Below are 16,545 nucleotides of genomic sequence, written 5' to 3'. Positions count from 1 at the left end.
CTAAACAAAATGAGCAAAGACAAACAACAGGATGTTGAGTGCTTAATTGAATTTGTAGGTGGAAAATACAATATAGCGAGTGTGAGTCACTGTATTACACGACTGCGTTTTGTCTTAAACGATCCCGGTTTGGCATTTCCAGAAAAAATAGAAAGTTTACCGATGGTCAAAGGTTGCTTCACTAATGCCGGGCAATTTCAGGTGGTCATCGGTACGGATGTTGGGGATTACTACAGTGTATTAATGCACCTTACGGGTAGCCATAATCAAAATAAAGACGCGGTGAAGGTTGCCGCACGTAAAAATATGAGCGCGTTTGAACGCGCTATTTCACATTTCGCAGAAATATTTTTTCCCCTGCTACCCGCATTGATCAGCGGGGGACTGATTCTCGGTTTTCGTAACATTATTGGTGATATTCCAGTCAGTAACGGAAAGACACTGGCGCAAATCTCCCCTATCTGGCAAACACTGTATGACCTGCTCTGGCTGCCGGGCGAAGCTATCTTCATGTTCCTGCCTGTTGCCGTGTGCTGGTCAACGGTTAAAAAGATGGGAGGCACGGAAATACTGGGTATTGTGCTAGGCATTACGCTGGTCTCACCCCAGCTCATGAACGCCTATGGCCTGGGACAGCAAATACCTGAAGTATGGAATCTTGGTTGGTTTACTGTCGAGAAAGTAGGTTATCAAGCTCAGGTTATTCCTTCCATGCTTGCGGGCCTCGCCCTTGCCTTCATTGAAAATCAATTCAAAAAAGTCATCCCAAATTTCCTGCATCTGGTCATTGTGCCCGTCACTACCTTACTCCTGACGGTATTTCTGGCTCATGCCCTAATCGGTCCTTTCGGACGCATGTTGGGCGATGCGGTTGCCTGGGGCGTGAAAAGCGTCATGTCCGGTACCTTCGCACCTATTGGCGCTGCGCTTTTCGGCTTTCTTTATGCTCCTCTGGTTATCACTGGCGTGCACCAAACCACACTGGCGATTGACATGCAAATGCTGCAAAGCACGGGAGGAACGCCATTATGGCCATTGATTGCTCTTTCAAATATCGCCCAAGCTTCTGCCTTTGTTGGAATTATTTTAATCAGTAAAAAACAGAAAGAGCGCGAAGTTTCCGTTCCAGCCGCTATCTCCGCCTATCTGGGTGTCACTGAACCCGCGATGTACGGCATCAACCTTAAATACCGTTATCCCATGCTCTGTGCCATGGTCGGCTCCGCTCTTGCGGCACTGTTGTGTGGCCTTTATGGCGTGAATGCCAACGGAATTGGCGTTGGTGGCCTACCCGGCATCCTCTCAATTAAACCGCAGTTTTGGGGTGTATTTGCCGTAGCAACGCTGGTCGCAATAGTTGTTCCAGCCGTTCTTACTTCACTGATCTATAGACACCAAAACCACTCATCTCAACAAGAAGCGACACAAAGCCAGGACGCCAGTTATGGAACAACTGAATAGTAACCCGTGGTGGAAAAATGCGGTCATTTACCAAATCTATCCAAAAAGCTTTCAAGACAGCACGGGCAATGGACAAGGTGATATCAATGGGATCACACAACGTCTGCCCTATTTAAAAAAACTCGGTATCGACGCGATATGGCTTACGCCAATGTATGTTTCACCGCAAGTTGATAATGGATATGACGTCGCCGATTACTGCAATATTGATCCCAGTTACGGCACGTTGGCTGATTTTTTACAGCTAATCGCTACTGCGCATCAATATGGTATTCGTGTCGTCATGGACATGGTTTTTAATCATACTTCGACACAGCACCCGTGGTTTAAACAGGCAGAGAATCCTGAAAGTCCGTATCGGGATTTTTATATCTGGAAAAGCGCAGGGCAAAAAGGAGCGCCCAATAATTGGCAGTCAAAGTTTGGTGGAAGCGCATGGCAATGGCATGAACAAAGCCAGCAATATTATTTGCACTTATTTAGCCATCAACAGGCCGATCTCAATTGGCAACATCCGCCCGTGCGCGAAGCGCTCAAAAATGTATGCCGGTTCTGGGCAGAACTCGGCGTAGATGGTTTGCGCCTTGATGTGGTCAATCTGGTTTCAAAACTTCATGATTTTCCCAATGACACCCAAGGTGATGGGCGGCGTTACTACACCGATGGCCCGCATATTCACGATTACCTGCAGGAGTTCAGCCGCGAGATTTTTCAGCCACTGCAACTGATGACGGTGGGTGAAATGTCATCCACTTCACTGGAGCACTGCCGCCAATATGCCGCTATTGATGGTCGCGAATTGTCGATGACCTTCAATTTTCACCACTTAAAAGTGGATTATAAACAAGGGGAAAAGTGGAGCCTTGTTGCCCCTGACTTTGTTGCTTTAAAAACCATTTTTAGACGATGGCAGCAAGGGATGCATGGCCATGCATGGAATGCACTGTTTTGGTGTAACCACGACCAACCGCGCATTGTTTCTCGCTTCGGTAACGACGATCAATGGCGTGTGCTTTCCGCCAAAATGTTGGCCATGCTGCTTCATGGCATGCAAGGCACTCCCTTCATCTATCAAGGTGAAGAGATTGGCATGACCAATCCAGGTTTCAACGATATTTCACAGTATCGAGATGTTGAAACACTGAATCTCTACTCTGCCTATAAAGCACAGGGACGTGATGAAAGCGCATTAATGCGCACCCTTGCCTGCAAATCTCGCGATAACGGACGCACCCCAATGCAGTGGGATACCTCACCGCATGCCGGATTTTCTCAGGCTGAACCATGGATTTCACTATGCGAGAACTTTCGCGAAATCAATGTGGAACAAGCACTAAGTGATCCAGACTCCGTGTTTTATCTCTATCAGCAACTCATTCATCTGCGTAAAACACTGCCCGTGCTTACCGAAGGCAATTACATCGATTTGTTACCCAATCACCCATCACTTTGGTGTTACACACGCCATGCCACGGGTCACTCAACGCTTAAGATCATCGCTAATCTCAGCAGTTCAACCCAAACGCTTGATTCCACAATGTTGAGTGGCCGCCTACTGCTGAGTAATTATCGGCGCAATGCCGCTAATACTACTTTACGCCCCTACGAATGCCTCTACCTCACTCTTAAATAACTCAATAAAAAAGGAAATAATCATGAATAAACCAGGGAAATCAATGCGCTTAATTCCGCTGTTAGGACTTATCGTTGTGGACCCCGTAATGGCAGTCGATTTCGGTGGCTATGTGCGTTCTGGCATTGGATGGAGTAGCAAAGGAGGTGAGCAGCAATGTGCCCGCACCACGGGGGCAAATGGATCTTTCCGGTTGGGCAATGAATGCGAGACCTATGCAGAACTTAAACTGGGTCAATCCCTTTGGGAGTCTAATGAACAGCGTTTTTATCTTGATACTCTTGTCGCGTACGCTGTGTCCCAGCAGAATGACGTAGAGAGCGTGACGCCTAATTTTCGTGAGGCCAATATTCAAGGCAAGAATCTGATTGAGGCGTTGCCTGGCTCAACGTTATGGGCGGGTAAACGTCTTTATCAACGCCATGATGTGCATATGATTGATTTTTACTACTGGGACATTTCTGGTCCTGGCGCAGGATTAGAAGATATTCATACCCCAGTCGGAAAATTTTCATTTGCAGTGACACGCAACACCGAAGCAGGCGGGTCGTGGGGATTTATTGAGAATCAAATGAAGTGGCAACCCACGATCAATGACACCTTTGATGTGCGCCTGGCGGATATTGAAACCAATCCCGGGGGCACACTCGAACTCGGCGTTGACTATGGCCGTGCCCAGGTGCAGAAAGGTTTTTCACTCACAGAGGGTGCCTCAACACGTGGTTGGATGGCAACGGCCGAGCATACGCAAACATTAAAGGAAGGATTTAATAAGTTTGTCTTCCAATATGCCACTGACGCGATGACCTCCCAGCGGACAGGCCGGCCTGAAGGAGCCAGTGTTGATAACAATGGCAGTATGATCAGGCTCATTAATCATGGTGCTTTCGATATCAACGATAAGTGGGGACTGATGTATGTCGCGCTTTATCAAAATGTAGATAGAGTCAATCAGAGTGGATCGACATGGTATAGCGCGGGTGTTCGTCCAATGTACAAATGGACGCCGATAATGAGCACGCAGCTTGAGCTAGGTTATGACAGTGTCAAATCGCAGCAGGTTAATGAACGCAATAGGCAATACAAGCTCACTCTGGCACAGCAATGGCAGGCAGGAGAAAGCATCTGGTCACGCCCTGCCTTACGCCTGTATACAACTTATGCGAAATGGAATGAAAACTGGGGCTATGCTTCTGCAAACGATAGCGGATACCGCAAGGATCTGGCAATGCGAGATACTCCAGCAAAAACCTACAGCCGAGGGTCAAACAACGAAATTGCATTTGGTGCTCAGATTGAAGCGTGGTGGTAACTGATTTAGTGCGCAGGTGTTCTACTTGCGCACTATTCGTTTTAACCGAAAGGCAGTATACATATTCATCTGTTGTTGATGTGATTAGCCGATTTTTGAAATTTCGCAATGTAGGTTAATTGAAAAGATCGGTATACATTCATGATATTGTTTGACCAGGTATGAAGGTCGAACTCAGCTCACAGCTTCATTCATTGTGTAAAAACATCTATAATTCAATTAAGTATATACAATTTACATCATCATTTTTTTAAATTTCCTTATCTCAATGAAACCTCTCAATCCTGGAGATTGCAGAGATTACGTTTCTTTGAGGGCACTATTTGCTAATCTACTGGTCGTAATTAACACAGCCGTACCGCCAGGAATTCATGGACACCCTTCTTTGTGCGATACACCCACTCTCTCCCTGAAGGCGTTATGAAGAAAAACGGGCAGTTCAATTCTAAACTTTTGCATCCCCGCTACTGGTTTACCTGGTTTGGGCTGGGTGTGCTGTGGCTGCTGGTGCAGCTTCCCTATCCTGTTTTAATTCGGCTTGGCGCCTCTGCCGGCAAGCTGTCGCGCCACTTCCTGAAGCGTCGTGAGCGCATTACCCGCCGCAATATTGAACTTTGCTTCCCCCATATCAATGAGGAAGATAAAGAGGTATTGATCGCGGGTAACTTTGAATCCCTTGGTATGGCGCTGGCAGAAACCGGCATTGCCTGGTTCTGGTCTGATGCGCGCGTTCGCCGCTATTTCCATGTTGAAGGTTTGCACAACCTGCAACATGCCCAACGAGATCAACGTGGCGTGATGGCGATTGGCGTGCATTTTATGTCGCTTGAGCTGGGGGGTCGCATCACTGGGCTGTGTCAGCCGATGATGGCGATGTATCGTCCGCACAATAATCAGGCAATGGAATGGGCACAGACGAAAGGTCGTATGCGATCGAATAAGGCGATGATTGATCGTCGCGATCTGCGCGGTATGGTGCAGGCGTTGAAACAGGGCGAAGCCGTCTGGTTCGCGCCAGATCAGGATTACGGCCCAAAAGGCAGCGTTTTCGCACCGCTGTTTGCTGTCGAAAAAGCGGCTACCACCAATGGCACCTTCGTTTTATCGCGTCTGGCTAAACCGGCCATGCTAACGATTGTGCTGATCCGCAACAGCGATAAGAGCGGCTATCAGCTCATCATTCAGCCGGAGTTGCAAAACTATCCGTATGAAGATGAAGCGGCTGCCGCGGCATACATGAATAAAGTGATCGAGAAAGAGATCCTGCGCGCACCTGAGCAATACTTATGGCTGCACCGCCGCTTTAAAACTCGCCCACCGGGTGAAGCGTCACTTTACGTCTAATCTGTTGATGCAGCAGGCATTCGCCTGCTGCCCCTTCTGCACTGCTCACATTTACCAACCATTCTTAACGAAAAACAGGTTTGTCAAAAATTGCACAGACTCATGTAATGGTATGCTCTCTTCTATTCTGACCAAAAACATGAACCTGCTATTTACCACTAAACCACGCGCGCTGCTGGCGCTTGCCGTGGCCAGCGCACTGCTGGCTGGTTGTGCCAATCCGCACGGCTTACATCCTCATAACTCATTGCTCGATGCCAACTCACTGCAAGCCAATGCATCCCTTAGCGGCGCGCATTTCAGCGCAGCAAACTGGCCGAAAACCGAATGGTGGCAGGGATTTAACGATCCACAGCTGAATCGGCTCATTGCTGATGCCATGACTTCAAGCCCGGATCTGCAGGTGGTGAATGCGCAGGCCGATAAAGCCAATGCGCAGGTCATTGCCGCCGATGCTGAGCGCTATCCCGATGTGGACCTCAATGCCGGAATCACGCGTTCACGTGTGGCAAAAGTCGACGACCCGCTTCTGCAAGGGAAAAGCTACAGCACGCTGCGCACGGCCAATATCGGCATGAGCTACACCTTTGATCTGTGGGGCGGTAAGAAAGATGCGGCAGAAGCCGCGCTGGGCCAGGCGCGCGCCAGTGAGTTAGATCGTCAGGCCAGCCAGTTGACACTCGCCGTCAACGTGACGCGTGCCTGGAATAACCTCAACCTGGCCTGGTCGAACGCTGAACTGGCAAAGCAGAATGCCGATCGTTCCAGTGGCATCGCCAAAATTCAGCAGCAGTATGTCAGCGCCGGTCTGACGTCCGACTATCAATATAAGCAGGCGCTGTCGCAGCAAAAAACCGCTGAAGCAACTCAGACCGAAGCCAGACAGAATGTCACCGATGCTGGCATTCAACTCTCCACGCTGATCGGCAAAGGGCCCGATTACTGGCACCAACTGAAACCGGCGAAAATGAGTGTCCCAATTGCCGCCACGCTGCCGGGTAATATTCCAGCGGAGCTTTTGGGCCGTCGCCCGGATGTGGTGGCAGCACGCTGGCGCGTAGAAGCGGCATCAAAACAAATTGCCGCAACGAAAACCGAGTTCTATCCCAACATCAACCTGGTGGCGGAAGCCGGTACACGTTCACTGCTCGGCGATGCATTTTTCGGTGCACCCAGCCGATTCTTTAACGTGGGTCCAAGTCTGTCTCTGCCGATCTTCGATGCCGGCAAGCGCCGCGCCGATTTAGCCGAAAGTGACGCTAACTATGATCTGGCCGTGGCGCAGTACAACAAGCTGCTGATTGGCTCCATGGGTAATATCAGCGATACCATTACGCAACTGCAGTCGATTCAGGATCAGCTGGCGCAGCAGCAGAGCGCGAATCAACTCATTCATAGCGCATGGGATGATTTAAACCGTGAATACACCGCAGGATTGCGTCCGTACCTTGATGTGCTAACCATTCAGAACCAACTCATCGAGTCCGATCAGAAACTGGTGGCGTTACAAGCGCAGCAGATCAATCTGGCGGTGGTGCTGATTGAAGACCTGGGGGGCGGATTCCAGAACGCTAGCGCTTCAGCTAAGGGATAAGCTGACGGCTGGCATTCTGCCGCACATTAATGAATGATAGTCCGCACCTGGAATACTCTGCGGATTATCATGATGGAACAGAATGCCAATGCCGGCTGGTTACGGCCGCTTATCGCTGACCGACTGACGCCTTATCTCGAAATTGATGCGACGCGTCTGCAACGTAATCTGCAACACATGCAGCAAAAAGCCGATGCTGCGGGTGTCGCGCTGCGCCCACACATTAAAACCCATAAGAGTGTCTGGATTGCCGAGCAGCAACGTCAATCAGGTGCGCGTGGGATTACCGTGTCAAAACCCAGTGAGGGTATTGCCTTTATCCTTGGCGGGGAGCGTGATGTACTGCTGGCTTATCCCGTTGTTCACGCCGATACACTCACTGAATTACTGGCTGTCGCCGTGCAACATCAGGCGCGTGTCACCTGTATTGCCGACTGTACTCTCGGCGTCACGGCCATTGCTCAAGCGCATCGCCAGCAGCCCAGCTGTGAACTCTCTATCGCCATTAAAGTCGATGTGGGATTGCATCGCGTGGGGGTTGATCCGCACAGCGGTGACGCCGTGGCATTGGCGCAGCAGATTAAAGCAGCGGGATTGCCTTTTGCCGGACTGGTTTCGCACGCCGGCCATGCTTACGGCGCAGGTCATGCCGAGGCTATTGCTGAAGTTGCACAGCAAGAAATCATATTAATGCACCAGGTTCAGCAGCAATTGATCGCTGCAGGCTTTGCGCATTGCCCCATTTCTGTTGGCTCTACGCCTACAGCACTGGCCGCGCCGGTGGCTGAAGGCAGCGACGAGATTCGTCCGGGAAATTATGCGCTGCTGGATCTTACCGCCTGGCGCCTGGGGCTGTGCACGCCCGATGCACTGGCACTCAGCGTGGTAACACGTGTCGTGGCGGTGAATCCGCATTACGCGATTATTGATGCCGGCTCCAAGATGCTCAGCTCTGATAAAGGTCCGCACGGCACTAACGCCAGCGGTTTCGGTATCGCCGTTGATGAGCAGGGCAACCAATACGACGTTCTGAAGCTTTCGGAAGAGCATGGCTTTCTGCAATACGGAGATCATGCTCCGGCGCGTGGGGCTCTGCTGCGCATCTTCCCCAATCACAGCTGCGCGGTAGTGGCTCAATCTGACCGCTTTGTTTTACGCCATCAGGACGGCACAGCAGAGACGAAGGATATTCAGGGACGTGGCAAGTTTATCTGATAGCAGGATATTTACTGGAAACCTCTGTTGCAGCACACTTCCACTATCCTGCCATTTGCAGCGGAATCCCCTTCAGTTAAGGTACTCTTTGCTGTAGGCAGTCTCATCATTCTGTAGGGTACGGCCTTAAGACCGCCATTTTACTGTGGCGGTCATCATTCATCTCCAGAAGCCACCCTTACGGATTCCCTGCCTTTCATTCGCCTAACGGAGGTTCCATGCTGCCATCTCAAACAGTCACGCTGACCATTCCCCGCAACTGGTTAGATTTATATGAAACCATCTGGAAACCTGAATGCTTTGCCAAATGGGCCAGTGGGCTAAGTGCCAGTACGCTCACGCAAGAGGGTAACTACTGGAAAGCCAAAGGACCTGAAGGTTCAGTGAAAATCCGCTTCACGCCACATAACCCCTTTGGCGTCATGGATCATTGGATCGATACCGGCAGCGGTAAGGAGATTTATATGCCGATGCGCGTGATTGCTAACGAAAAGGGAGCCGAAGTGGTGATGGTGGTTTATCGCCAACCCCTTATGTCTGATGAAAAATTTTCTCAGGATGTTGCCTGGGTAAAACGCGACCTGGATCAACTTCTACACCTGTTAACTCATTAGAATCAATGCATTATAAAAATCGTAATGCTTTAATTTTCGCTGGAAGTAATCCATAAAAGAGTCAATTTTTTCCACGTAATAGCGTTTAACTGTTTAACGATGATATCTGCTCCTTTTCGTGCTAATCACCAGTCTGGCTAAAGTCTTCTCACCAGGAAAATTCCTGGTGAGAGCACGTCACCTAAATCTTAGTCCCTCTGATTTATCGGTGTTTTTTCTTACTTATTCAAATGACTTGTTTAATCGCCGATCAAAATGTCTGACATAACTTATTAATCGCTCAGCCGTCCCCTTATCTATTCTGATGCAAAGTCTGAAACCATTTATTCCTGAAGTTCATTTATAGGAGTTTTCTTATGGTGTTAATTTAATTAAAACACGGTATAACTCATTCACACACAGCAATACCCGATAATAACAACAGCAGGGAAATAACATGGATCGCTCAACCTATCCTTTGTTGTCTGAAAAAGAATTTGTTGAGATTGCCAGTAGGATACTGGCCGGGGAATATAATAATTCAAAGGGATTTTATAATGATCTTGCGGATTTCCTCCGAACAGGAGGAGATACCGCTGAGACAATGAAATATTTACGCGCCAGGGGCATCTCTTTAAATTCAGAGCATCATTTAATTGAATGCATCTTTACGTGGCAAACTCTGAAAGGCATTTCAGGGCTGCGTCAGGACACGCTGCATTGATGTGATCTGTACTCTGGGCAGGCGCCCGGGTGAACCCTTAATTGCATTGGTACATGTACCATAACGAGCAGAACATGGCGATAAGAGAAAAAAGTTTGGCCAGCGCCAAATGGTCAATTTTGTCATCCATAAAAATCGTCGGCATTGGTGTTTTACAGCTTTCACTTCTGGCACAAATACTTCAGGCAAACGAGTTAGATTTACTCGCCATTGCCATTGTGATGTTATTGATTATTGATACGCTTGCCGATCGTGGGTTTGGTAATTCAGTTATCAGAAATATAAACCTTAATAACAGCGAACTTTCCATTCTCTACTGGGGAAATGTGTTAAGTGGCATGATGATATTCGCCGTGCTGTTTATTGGTAGTGATTTATATAGCCGAATAATGAATCAACCGGAAATGGCGATTATGCTGGAAATGATTTCGGTGATTTTCATCATTATTCCGCAAGGGCAACATTATCGCGCCATATTACAGCGTGAGAAACAATTCTCGCGTATCGCCTTCACAGAAACCTCATCGGTGCTGGTAGGCCTGGGTGTCACACTGTTTACCGTATGGCTGACCCCTTCAGTGTTGTGCGCTATCTGGGGCTACCTGGCCATGGTATCCATCAGAATGCTGGTCTACTGCTACTACGGTCGTTCCTGGTTCCAGCCAGAATACCGTTTTAGCCTGAAAAGTTTCGCTAACGTGCGAGCAAGAAACGGATAATAAAAACAAGTCTGTATGGTGGGCTCTGGGCATCTGAGAAGATGCGTTCGCGTGCTGGTCGCCAGCACGCTTTTTTCTTTTTTGATACGGTTAACATCTCTTCTTCCCCGTCCTCTTACCTCTCAGACCTGCACGATCACACGGAGCACATCACATTTTTTAATGCGAAAGCATAACGCACGCCTGATTTATCAAGCGGGTTAAGCCTGTTAGCATGTGCGGCATCAAAACAGCTAATCCGATGATGTCTGCTTTAGAAATACTCAGTGGTCGATAGCTGAGGAAATCTTTAGGCTGGCCGCCGATCTTTTGGAGTGCTCTATGTTATTAACCGTTCTCTACATTATTGGTATCACCGCCGAAGCTATGACCGGTGCGCTGGCCGCTGGTCGCCGCAAAATGGACCTGTTTGGCGTCATCATCATTGCGTCCGTCACTGCAATCGGAGGCGGCTCGGTGCGTGACATCTTGCTCGGGCATTATCCGTTGAGTTGGGTTAAAAACCCGGAGTACATCATGATAGTGGCCGCCGCTGCGGTGGTGACCACTTTTGTTGCCCCTTTAATGAATCATCTGCGTAAAGTGTTTCTGGTACTGGATGCGCTTGGCCTGGTGGTGTTCTCCATTATTGGCGCGCAGGTCGCGCTGGATTCTGGTCATGCCTCGATCATTGCCGCTATTGCCGCCGTGATCACGGGGGTTTTTGGTGGCGTGCTGCGTGATATGTTTTGCAATCGCATCCCGCTGGTATTCCAAAAAGAGCTCTATGCCGGTATCGCATTTGCCGCAGGCTGGCTCTACATTCTGCTGCTCAAAACGCCGCTTCCCCATGAAGCCGTGGTGATCATTACGCTGCTGGCCGGCTTCATTGGCCGCTTATTAGCGCTGCGCTTCCGCCTTGGCCTGCCGATCTTCAACTATCCCCACCCCGAGCATTGAAGGTGCAGCAGGAATTTCCTGCTGCTGTAAAAAGCGAATCAGTTGCTGTAACTCCTCATCCTGCAGCATGGTCACAATTCGCTCTGCCAGCGTGCGCCCGATGCCCGGTAACTGCTGCCACTCTTCTGTCGAGCGAGCCAGTAACGCTGTCCAGTCGTTATCCGGTAAGGCCTGCAACGCGGAACGGGGAAGCGGTAGACCTAATGCGCTCACCCAGCGCCGAAAGGGTTGCTGACGTGTCTGTTGGAAACGCTGCCAAATCTCTTGTGCCCGCGCAGAGGACATCCCGCTGTCGTGCGCGATCTCTTCTGGCGTTAACGTCAGCCAGGAGAAAAGATGGGTGATCGCGCCACTGTTCAGTAATCGCTGCCAGCTACTCCGTTGCACGCCAGGGATGTTCAGCACCGATTTCTGACTGAGCCAGCTGAGGCGTGATAAAAACTGCAGCCGGCAATCCTGATTGAAGTGCAAACAAGACAGCGGATTAAATTCGCCCTGCTGCGGTGTTAAAGGATAATCGCGCCCTCTCACCCGCCAAATTACTCGCTCTAAGCGAGGAATCCCCTGACCGGCTAACGTGACTATCACTTGATCACCTGCGATGACATCCAGCTCCCGCCATCGCCGCAGCGATCCAAGATTCACTCTGCGCACGGTTTTATCATCCAGCTGAACGGGAATGAGGTTCAGCACCACGGCAATTTTCCCTGTGCGCCCTACATTGAAATCCACGGACAGCACTTCACTGCTGACTTCAACCGGCTGATATTTCCACGCGGCGGACCAGTGTCCCTGACCAGGCTGCCAGTCCCGCCCGGCACCGACGGGTGATTGATGGATCACGACGCCATCGGTGACGAACGGCAAAGATGCACGGAACCAGCGATCGCGCCACACCTCCGCCTCCTCTTCGTTCTCGATTGGGCGGCTCCAGTCCTGCGCCAGACCGAATCCCCAGCGTGATAACTGCGCCAGTCGAGCGGGCATCTGAATTGGACCATCGGGCCATGCCCAGATAAAAATGCCGAGATCTGCCAGCAGCGGGGAAGCTTCATGACGCATCATCGCACCCGCCACCTGCGCTCTGGCGTTTCGCCCTCCGTCACGTGCTTGCTGATGATCGGTCATGAGCAGAAACAGCTCACCTTGCAGCACCACCTCTTCGCGCTCGGTGTCGATGTGCGGTGGAATTGCCGGAATATGATGGGCTTTGCTTACCCACTCTTCCCCACGCAGGCCATCGCCGCGACTCACCAGAGAAACCAATTGCCCGCATCGATACACCAGCGTTACCGCTACGCCATCGACTTTCGGCTGTATCCACAGTGGCGATTTATCCTGCATCCAGTAAGCCACTGCCAGCTTGTCACGCAGTTTCCGTACCCCTGTGTGTGCCACCGGATGTCGGGTACTACCGTCCGTTGTGGGCTGCGCTTTATAAGCCTGTTGATCCGGCGTGAAGCAGCGCTGCCAATGCAGTAAGCGTTGCTGCAGGCTGTCATAGTCCCCATCGCTAACCAGACTCGTGCCCTTGCGATAGTAGGCATCATCCCAGTGCCGTAGCTGGCTATGTAATTGAACTATCTCTTGTTCGGCGCGCACCGGTGACCAGTTAGGGCACAACGCTTCAGCCCCGCAAGCCGCAGTGAAAAACCAGCAACACAGCCACCACCATCCTTTCATCGTTGCTCTCCTTTTTGTCTATTGGAGAGTGCGATGAGGGCAATGACCAGTGCTGAAGGTGATAAAGAGCAAACGTATTCCCGGTTTTTTAAGCCGTTTGCAGCGGCTTACCGCGTTGTCTGGCGCGGGTTCACAGAAAAAGAATTACCTTAGCCCAACGGCAAACGCTGCGTGGCACCGTTAAGCCGTGTATACTGTGCAGGAAATCGACTCCGCTCTTTACTCAATTCAAGATAACCATGGCTCAAGGCACGCTTTATATTGTTTCCGCCCCCAGTGGCGCGGGTAAATCCAGTCTGATTCAGGCTTTATTGAAGACACAGCCGCTGTACGATACGCAGGTGTCTGTTTCCCATACCACTCGCGGCGTGCGTCCCGGTGAAGTTCATGGTGAACACTATTTCTTTGTCTCCAAGCCCGAATTTGAGACCATGATTGCCGCTGAAGACTTCCTCGAACATGCGGAAGTGTTTGGCAATTACTACGGTACCTCGCGCGCCGCGATTGAGCGCGTGCTGGCGACCGGTGTCGATGTATTTCTGGATATCGACTGGCAAGGTGCTCAGCAAATTCGTCAGAAAATGCCTGCCGCACGCAGCATTTTTGTGTTGCCGCCGTCGACTGAAGAGTTAGATCGTCGCCTGCGTGGCCGTGGTCAGGATAGCGAAGAGGTTATCGCCCGCCGTATGGCTCAAGCCGTGGCGGAAATGAGTCACTACGCTGAATACGATTATCTGATCGTGAATGATGATTTCGACCTGGCACTGACCGACCTGAAACACATTATTCGCGCAGAACGTCTGCGTATGAGTCGCCAAAAATCGCGACATGATGCTTTAATCAGCAAACTATTGGCAGTCTGAAGTCACTTTCAGTATTATGCCCAGTCATTTCTTCATCATCTGTGGAGTAGCACACCTATGGCACGCGTAACCGTTCAGGACGCAGTAGAGAAAATTGGTAACCGTTTTGACCTGGTGTTGGTCGCTGCACGTCGTGCACGTCAGATGCAGGTAGGCGGTAAAGATCCGCTGGTTCCGGAAGAGAACGATAAAGCCACCGTTATCGCCCTGCGCGAAATCGAAGAAGGCCTGATCACCACCCAGATTCTGGATGTGCGTGATCGTCAGGAGCAGCAAGAGCAGGAAGCCGCTGAGTTACAAGCCGTTACCGCTATCGCTGAAGGTCGTCGTTAACAGCACTTCGCAGGTCAACCTTGTATCTGTTTGAAAGCCTCAATCAACTGATTGAAAAATACTTGCCTGAGGAGCAAATCAAGCGCCTCAAGCAAGCTTATCTCGTCGCGCGTGATGCCCACGAGGGTCAGACACGCTCCAGCGGTGAACCTTACATCACCCATCCTGTTGCCGTTGCCTGCATTCTGGCCGAGATGAAACTCGACCATGAAACGCTGATGGCAGCGCTGCTGCATGACGTGATCGAAGATACACCCGCCACTTACCAGGATATGGAACAGCTGTTTGGCAAAAGCGTGGCCGAACTGGTGGAAGGCGTGTCGAAACTCGACAAGCTGAAGTTCCGCGACAAGAAAGAAGCGCAGGCTGAAAACTTTCGCAAAATGATCATGGCGATGGTGCAGGATATCCGCGTCATTCTGATCAAGCTGGCTGACCGCACGCACAATATGCGCACGCTCGGTGCGTTACGGCCGGATAAGAAACGTCGTATCGCATTGGAAACGCTGGAGATTTACAGTCCTCTGGCGCACCGCCTTGGTATTCATCACCTGAAAACAGAGTTGGAAGAACTCGGCTTTGAAGCCCTCTATCCAAATCGTTTCCGCGTGATAAAAGAGGTGGTGAAAGCGGCACGCGGTAATCGTAAAGAGATGATTCAGAAGATCCTTTCTGAAATCGATGGGCGCTTACAGGAAGCAGGCATTCCCTGCCGTGTGAGTGGTCGCGAGAAGCATCTCTATTCGATCTACCGCAAAATGCACCTGAAAGAGCAGCGATTCCACTCGATCATGGATATTTATGCCTTTCGCGTTATCGTGAAAGACCTGGATACCTGTTATCGCGTGCTCGGTCAGATGCACAGCCTGTACAAACCGCGTCCTGGACGCGTCAAAGATTACATCGCGATTCCCAAGGCCAACGGCTATCAATCACTGCATACATCAATGATTGGTCCGCACGGCGTGCCCGTTGAAGTGCAAATCCGTACCGAAGATATGGATCAGATGGCGGAGATGGGGGTAGCGGCACACTGGGCTTATAAAGAGGCCGGTGAAAGCGGCACGACCGCACAGATTCGCGCCCAGCGCTGGCTGCAAAGCCTGCTGGAGCTGCAGCAAAGCGCCGGTAGCTCGTTTGAATTTATCGAGAGCGTCAAATCCGATCTCTTCCCGGATGAGATCTACGTCTTCACGCCGGAAGGACGCATCGTCGAACTGCCTGCTGGCGCCACGCCGGTAGACTTCGCTTACGCCGTGCACACCGATATTGGCCATGCCTGTGTCGGCGCCCGCGTCGATCGCCAGCCTTATCCGCTGTCGCAATCGCTAACCAGCGGCCAAACCATTGAAATTATCACCGCGCCAGGCGCACGTCCGAATGCGGCGTGGCTTAACTTTGTGGTGAGTTCAAAAGCGCGCGCCAAGATTCGTCAGCTGCTGAAAAACCTGAAACGCGAAGACTCCGTTAACCTTGGCCGTCGCCTGTTGAGCCATGCTCTCGGCGGCAGCAAAAAACTGGCGGAAATTCCGGCGGAGAATATCCAGCACGAGCTGGAACGCATGAAGCTGGCCAGCATTGACGATCTGCTGGCAGAGATCGGCCTCGGCAACGCCATGAGCGTGGTCGTGGCGAAAAACCTGCTGCAGTCGGGTGCTGAACAGCCGCAAAGCAACAGCAAACGCAAAAAGCTGCCGATCAAAGGTGCTGATGGCGTATTGATTACCTTTGCCAAGTGCTGTCGCCCGATTCCTGGCGATCCGATTGTTGCGCACGTCAGCCCGGGCAAAGGCCTGGTGGTGCACCACGAATCCTGTCGTAACATCCGTGGCTATCAGAAAGAGCCCGAGAAGTTTATGCCGGTTGAGTGGGATAAAGTTATCGATCAGGAGTTCGTTGCGGAAATTAAGGTGGATATGTTCAACCATCAGGGCGCACTGGCGAACCTGACGGCGGCGATCAACACCGCGGGATCCAACATCCAAAGTCTTAACACGGAAGAGCGCGACGGCCGTGTTTACAGCGCCTTTATCCGCCTCACCGCGAACGATCGCGTCCATCTGGCCAACATTATGCGTAAAATCCGCGTGATGCCAGATGTGATTAAAGTTCACCGTAACCGTAATTAGTGC

General features: G+C 50.8%; 14 protein-coding genes. 13 read left to right on the top strand and 1 reads right to left on the bottom strand.

Annotated elements, in window-relative coordinates; all coding sequences use genetic code 11:
* Positions 1–9: 9 nt before the first annotated feature.
* The 10 genes from treB to LH22_RS02590 all read left to right on the top strand — a co-directional run bounded on the left by treB (position 10) and on the right by LH22_RS02590 (position 11,534).
* On the top strand, positions 10–1,461 hold the full coding sequence (gene treB / locus LH22_RS02635; RefSeq protein WP_052059339.1) for a PTS trehalose transporter subunit IIBC: 1,452 nt from the start codon (positions 10–12) through the stop codon (positions 1,459–1,461).
* Complete coding sequence (treC, locus tag LH22_RS02630) at positions 1,445–3,094, top strand: alpha,alpha-phosphotrehalase (protein WP_038644030.1); 1,650 nt, start codon at positions 1,445–1,447, stop codon at positions 3,092–3,094. The genes treB and treC overlap by 17 nt, the downstream gene beginning before the upstream one ends.
* Before the next feature lie 43 nt (positions 3,095–3,137).
* Positions 3,138–4,406 carry a maltoporin gene (locus tag LH22_RS02625; RefSeq protein WP_200539252.1) on the top strand — a complete coding sequence of 423 codons (1,269 nt, stop codon included), beginning with the start codon at positions 3,138–3,140 and terminating at the stop codon, positions 4,404–4,406.
* 420 nt (positions 4,407–4,826) lie between these two features.
* The gene (gene lpxP / locus LH22_RS02620; protein ID WP_038644026.1) at positions 4,827–5,750 is read left to right on the top strand and encodes a kdo(2)-lipid IV(A) palmitoleoyltransferase; all 924 of its coding nucleotides are present in this window, start codon (positions 4,827–4,829) and stop codon (positions 5,748–5,750) included.
* Positions 5,751–5,862: 112 nt separating this feature from the next.
* Positions 5,863–7,344, top strand: coding sequence for an efflux transporter outer membrane subunit (locus LH22_RS02615; RefSeq protein ID WP_240474686.1), 1,482 nt, complete (start codon positions 5,863–5,865; stop codon positions 7,342–7,344).
* Between the two features lie 72 nt (positions 7,345–7,416).
* Positions 7,417–8,559, top strand: a complete 1,143-nt coding sequence (locus LH22_RS02610; RefSeq protein ID WP_369801880.1) for an alanine racemase — start codon at positions 7,417–7,419, stop codon at positions 8,557–8,559.
* 218 nt (positions 8,560–8,777) lie between these two features.
* Positions 8,778–9,173 (top strand): hypothetical protein, encoded by a 396-nt coding sequence (locus tag LH22_RS02605; RefSeq protein WP_034823851.1) that lies wholly within the window; start codon positions 8,778–8,780, stop codon positions 9,171–9,173.
* Positions 9,174–9,609: 436 nt separating this feature from the next.
* On the top strand, positions 9,610–9,876 hold the full coding sequence (locus LH22_RS02600; protein ID WP_034823852.1) for a hypothetical protein: 267 nt from the start codon (positions 9,610–9,612) through the stop codon (positions 9,874–9,876).
* 74 nt (positions 9,877–9,950) lie between these two features.
* Entirely contained in the window at positions 9,951–10,595 is a 645-nt protein-coding gene (locus tag LH22_RS02595; RefSeq protein ID WP_038649777.1) for an oligosaccharide flippase family protein, read from the top strand.
* Positions 10,596–10,916: 321 nt separating this feature from the next.
* Positions 10,917–11,534 (top strand): trimeric intracellular cation channel family protein, encoded by a 618-nt coding sequence (locus LH22_RS02590; RefSeq protein ID WP_038644022.1) that lies wholly within the window; start codon positions 10,917–10,919, stop codon positions 11,532–11,534.
* On the opposite strand, the gene ligB is transcribed toward LH22_RS02590, so the two are convergent.
* A complete protein-coding gene (gene ligB / locus LH22_RS02585; protein WP_038644021.1) occupies positions 11,475–13,217 on the bottom strand; it encodes an NAD-dependent DNA ligase LigB in 1,743 nt (580 codons plus the stop codon). The genes LH22_RS02590 and ligB overlap by 60 nt on opposite strands.
* Before the next feature lie 239 nt (positions 13,218–13,456).
* Between ligB and gmk the strand changes: the two genes are divergently transcribed.
* The 3 genes from gmk to spoT are packed head-to-tail and all read left to right on the top strand — an operon-like array spanning position 13,457 to position 16,542.
* The gene (gmk, locus tag LH22_RS02580; protein WP_034823854.1) at positions 13,457–14,080 is read left to right on the top strand and encodes a guanylate kinase; all 624 of its coding nucleotides are present in this window, start codon (positions 13,457–13,459) and stop codon (positions 14,078–14,080) included.
* A 57-nt stretch (positions 14,081–14,137) separates the two neighbouring features.
* On the top strand, positions 14,138–14,413 hold the full coding sequence (rpoZ, locus tag LH22_RS02575) for a DNA-directed RNA polymerase subunit omega (protein ID WP_034823855.1): 276 nt from the start codon (positions 14,138–14,140) through the stop codon (positions 14,411–14,413).
* Positions 14,414–14,433: 20 nt separating this feature from the next.
* Positions 14,434–16,542: a bifunctional GTP diphosphokinase/guanosine-3',5'-bis pyrophosphate 3'-pyrophosphohydrolase gene (gene spoT / locus LH22_RS02570; RefSeq protein WP_038644020.1), complete on the top strand. Its 2,109-nt coding sequence runs from the start codon at positions 14,434–14,436 to the stop codon at positions 16,540–16,542.
* The last annotated feature ends 3 nt before the right edge of the window (positions 16,543–16,545 follow it).

The organism is Pantoea rwandensis, from assembly GCF_000759475.1.
Lineage (GTDB): Bacteria > Pseudomonadota > Gammaproteobacteria > Enterobacterales > Enterobacteriaceae > Pantoea > Pantoea rwandensis_B.
Note: the sequence above shows the minus strand (reverse complement) of the source record. Positions and strands in the feature narration are given on the sequence as shown.

Excerpts from the sequence above, each read along its gene's own strand:
- treB (WP_052059339.1), top strand. The coding sequence starts at position 10 with ATGAGCAAAGACAAACAACAGGATGTTGAGTGCTTAATTGAATTTGTA.
- treC (WP_038644030.1), top strand. The coding sequence starts at position 1,445 with ATGGAACAACTGAATAGTAACCCGTGGTGGAAAAATGCGGTCATTTAC.
- LH22_RS02625 (WP_200539252.1), top strand. The coding sequence starts at position 3,138 with ATGCGCTTAATTCCGCTGTTAGGACTTATCGTTGTGGACCCCGTAATG.
- lpxP (WP_038644026.1), top strand. The coding sequence starts at position 4,827 with ATGAAGAAAAACGGGCAGTTCAATTCTAAACTTTTGCATCCCCGCTAC.
- LH22_RS02615 (WP_240474686.1), top strand. The coding sequence starts at position 5,863 with ATGCTCTCTTCTATTCTGACCAAAAACATGAACCTGCTATTTACCACT.
- LH22_RS02610 (WP_369801880.1), top strand. The coding sequence starts at position 7,417 with ATGGAACAGAATGCCAATGCCGGCTGGTTACGGCCGCTTATCGCTGAC.
- LH22_RS02605 (WP_034823851.1), top strand. The coding sequence starts at position 8,778 with ATGCTGCCATCTCAAACAGTCACGCTGACCATTCCCCGCAACTGGTTA.
- LH22_RS02600 (WP_034823852.1), top strand. The coding sequence starts at position 9,610 with ATGGATCGCTCAACCTATCCTTTGTTGTCTGAAAAAGAATTTGTTGAG.
- LH22_RS02595 (WP_038649777.1), top strand. The coding sequence starts at position 9,951 with ATGGCGATAAGAGAAAAAAGTTTGGCCAGCGCCAAATGGTCAATTTTG.
- LH22_RS02590 (WP_038644022.1), top strand. The coding sequence starts at position 10,917 with ATGTTATTAACCGTTCTCTACATTATTGGTATCACCGCCGAAGCTATG.
- ligB (WP_038644021.1), bottom strand. The coding sequence starts at position 13,217 with ATGAAAGGATGGTGGTGGCTGTGTTGCTGGTTTTTCACTGCGGCTTGC.
- gmk (WP_034823854.1), top strand. The coding sequence starts at position 13,457 with ATGGCTCAAGGCACGCTTTATATTGTTTCCGCCCCCAGTGGCGCGGGT.
- rpoZ (WP_034823855.1), top strand. The coding sequence starts at position 14,138 with ATGGCACGCGTAACCGTTCAGGACGCAGTAGAGAAAATTGGTAACCGT.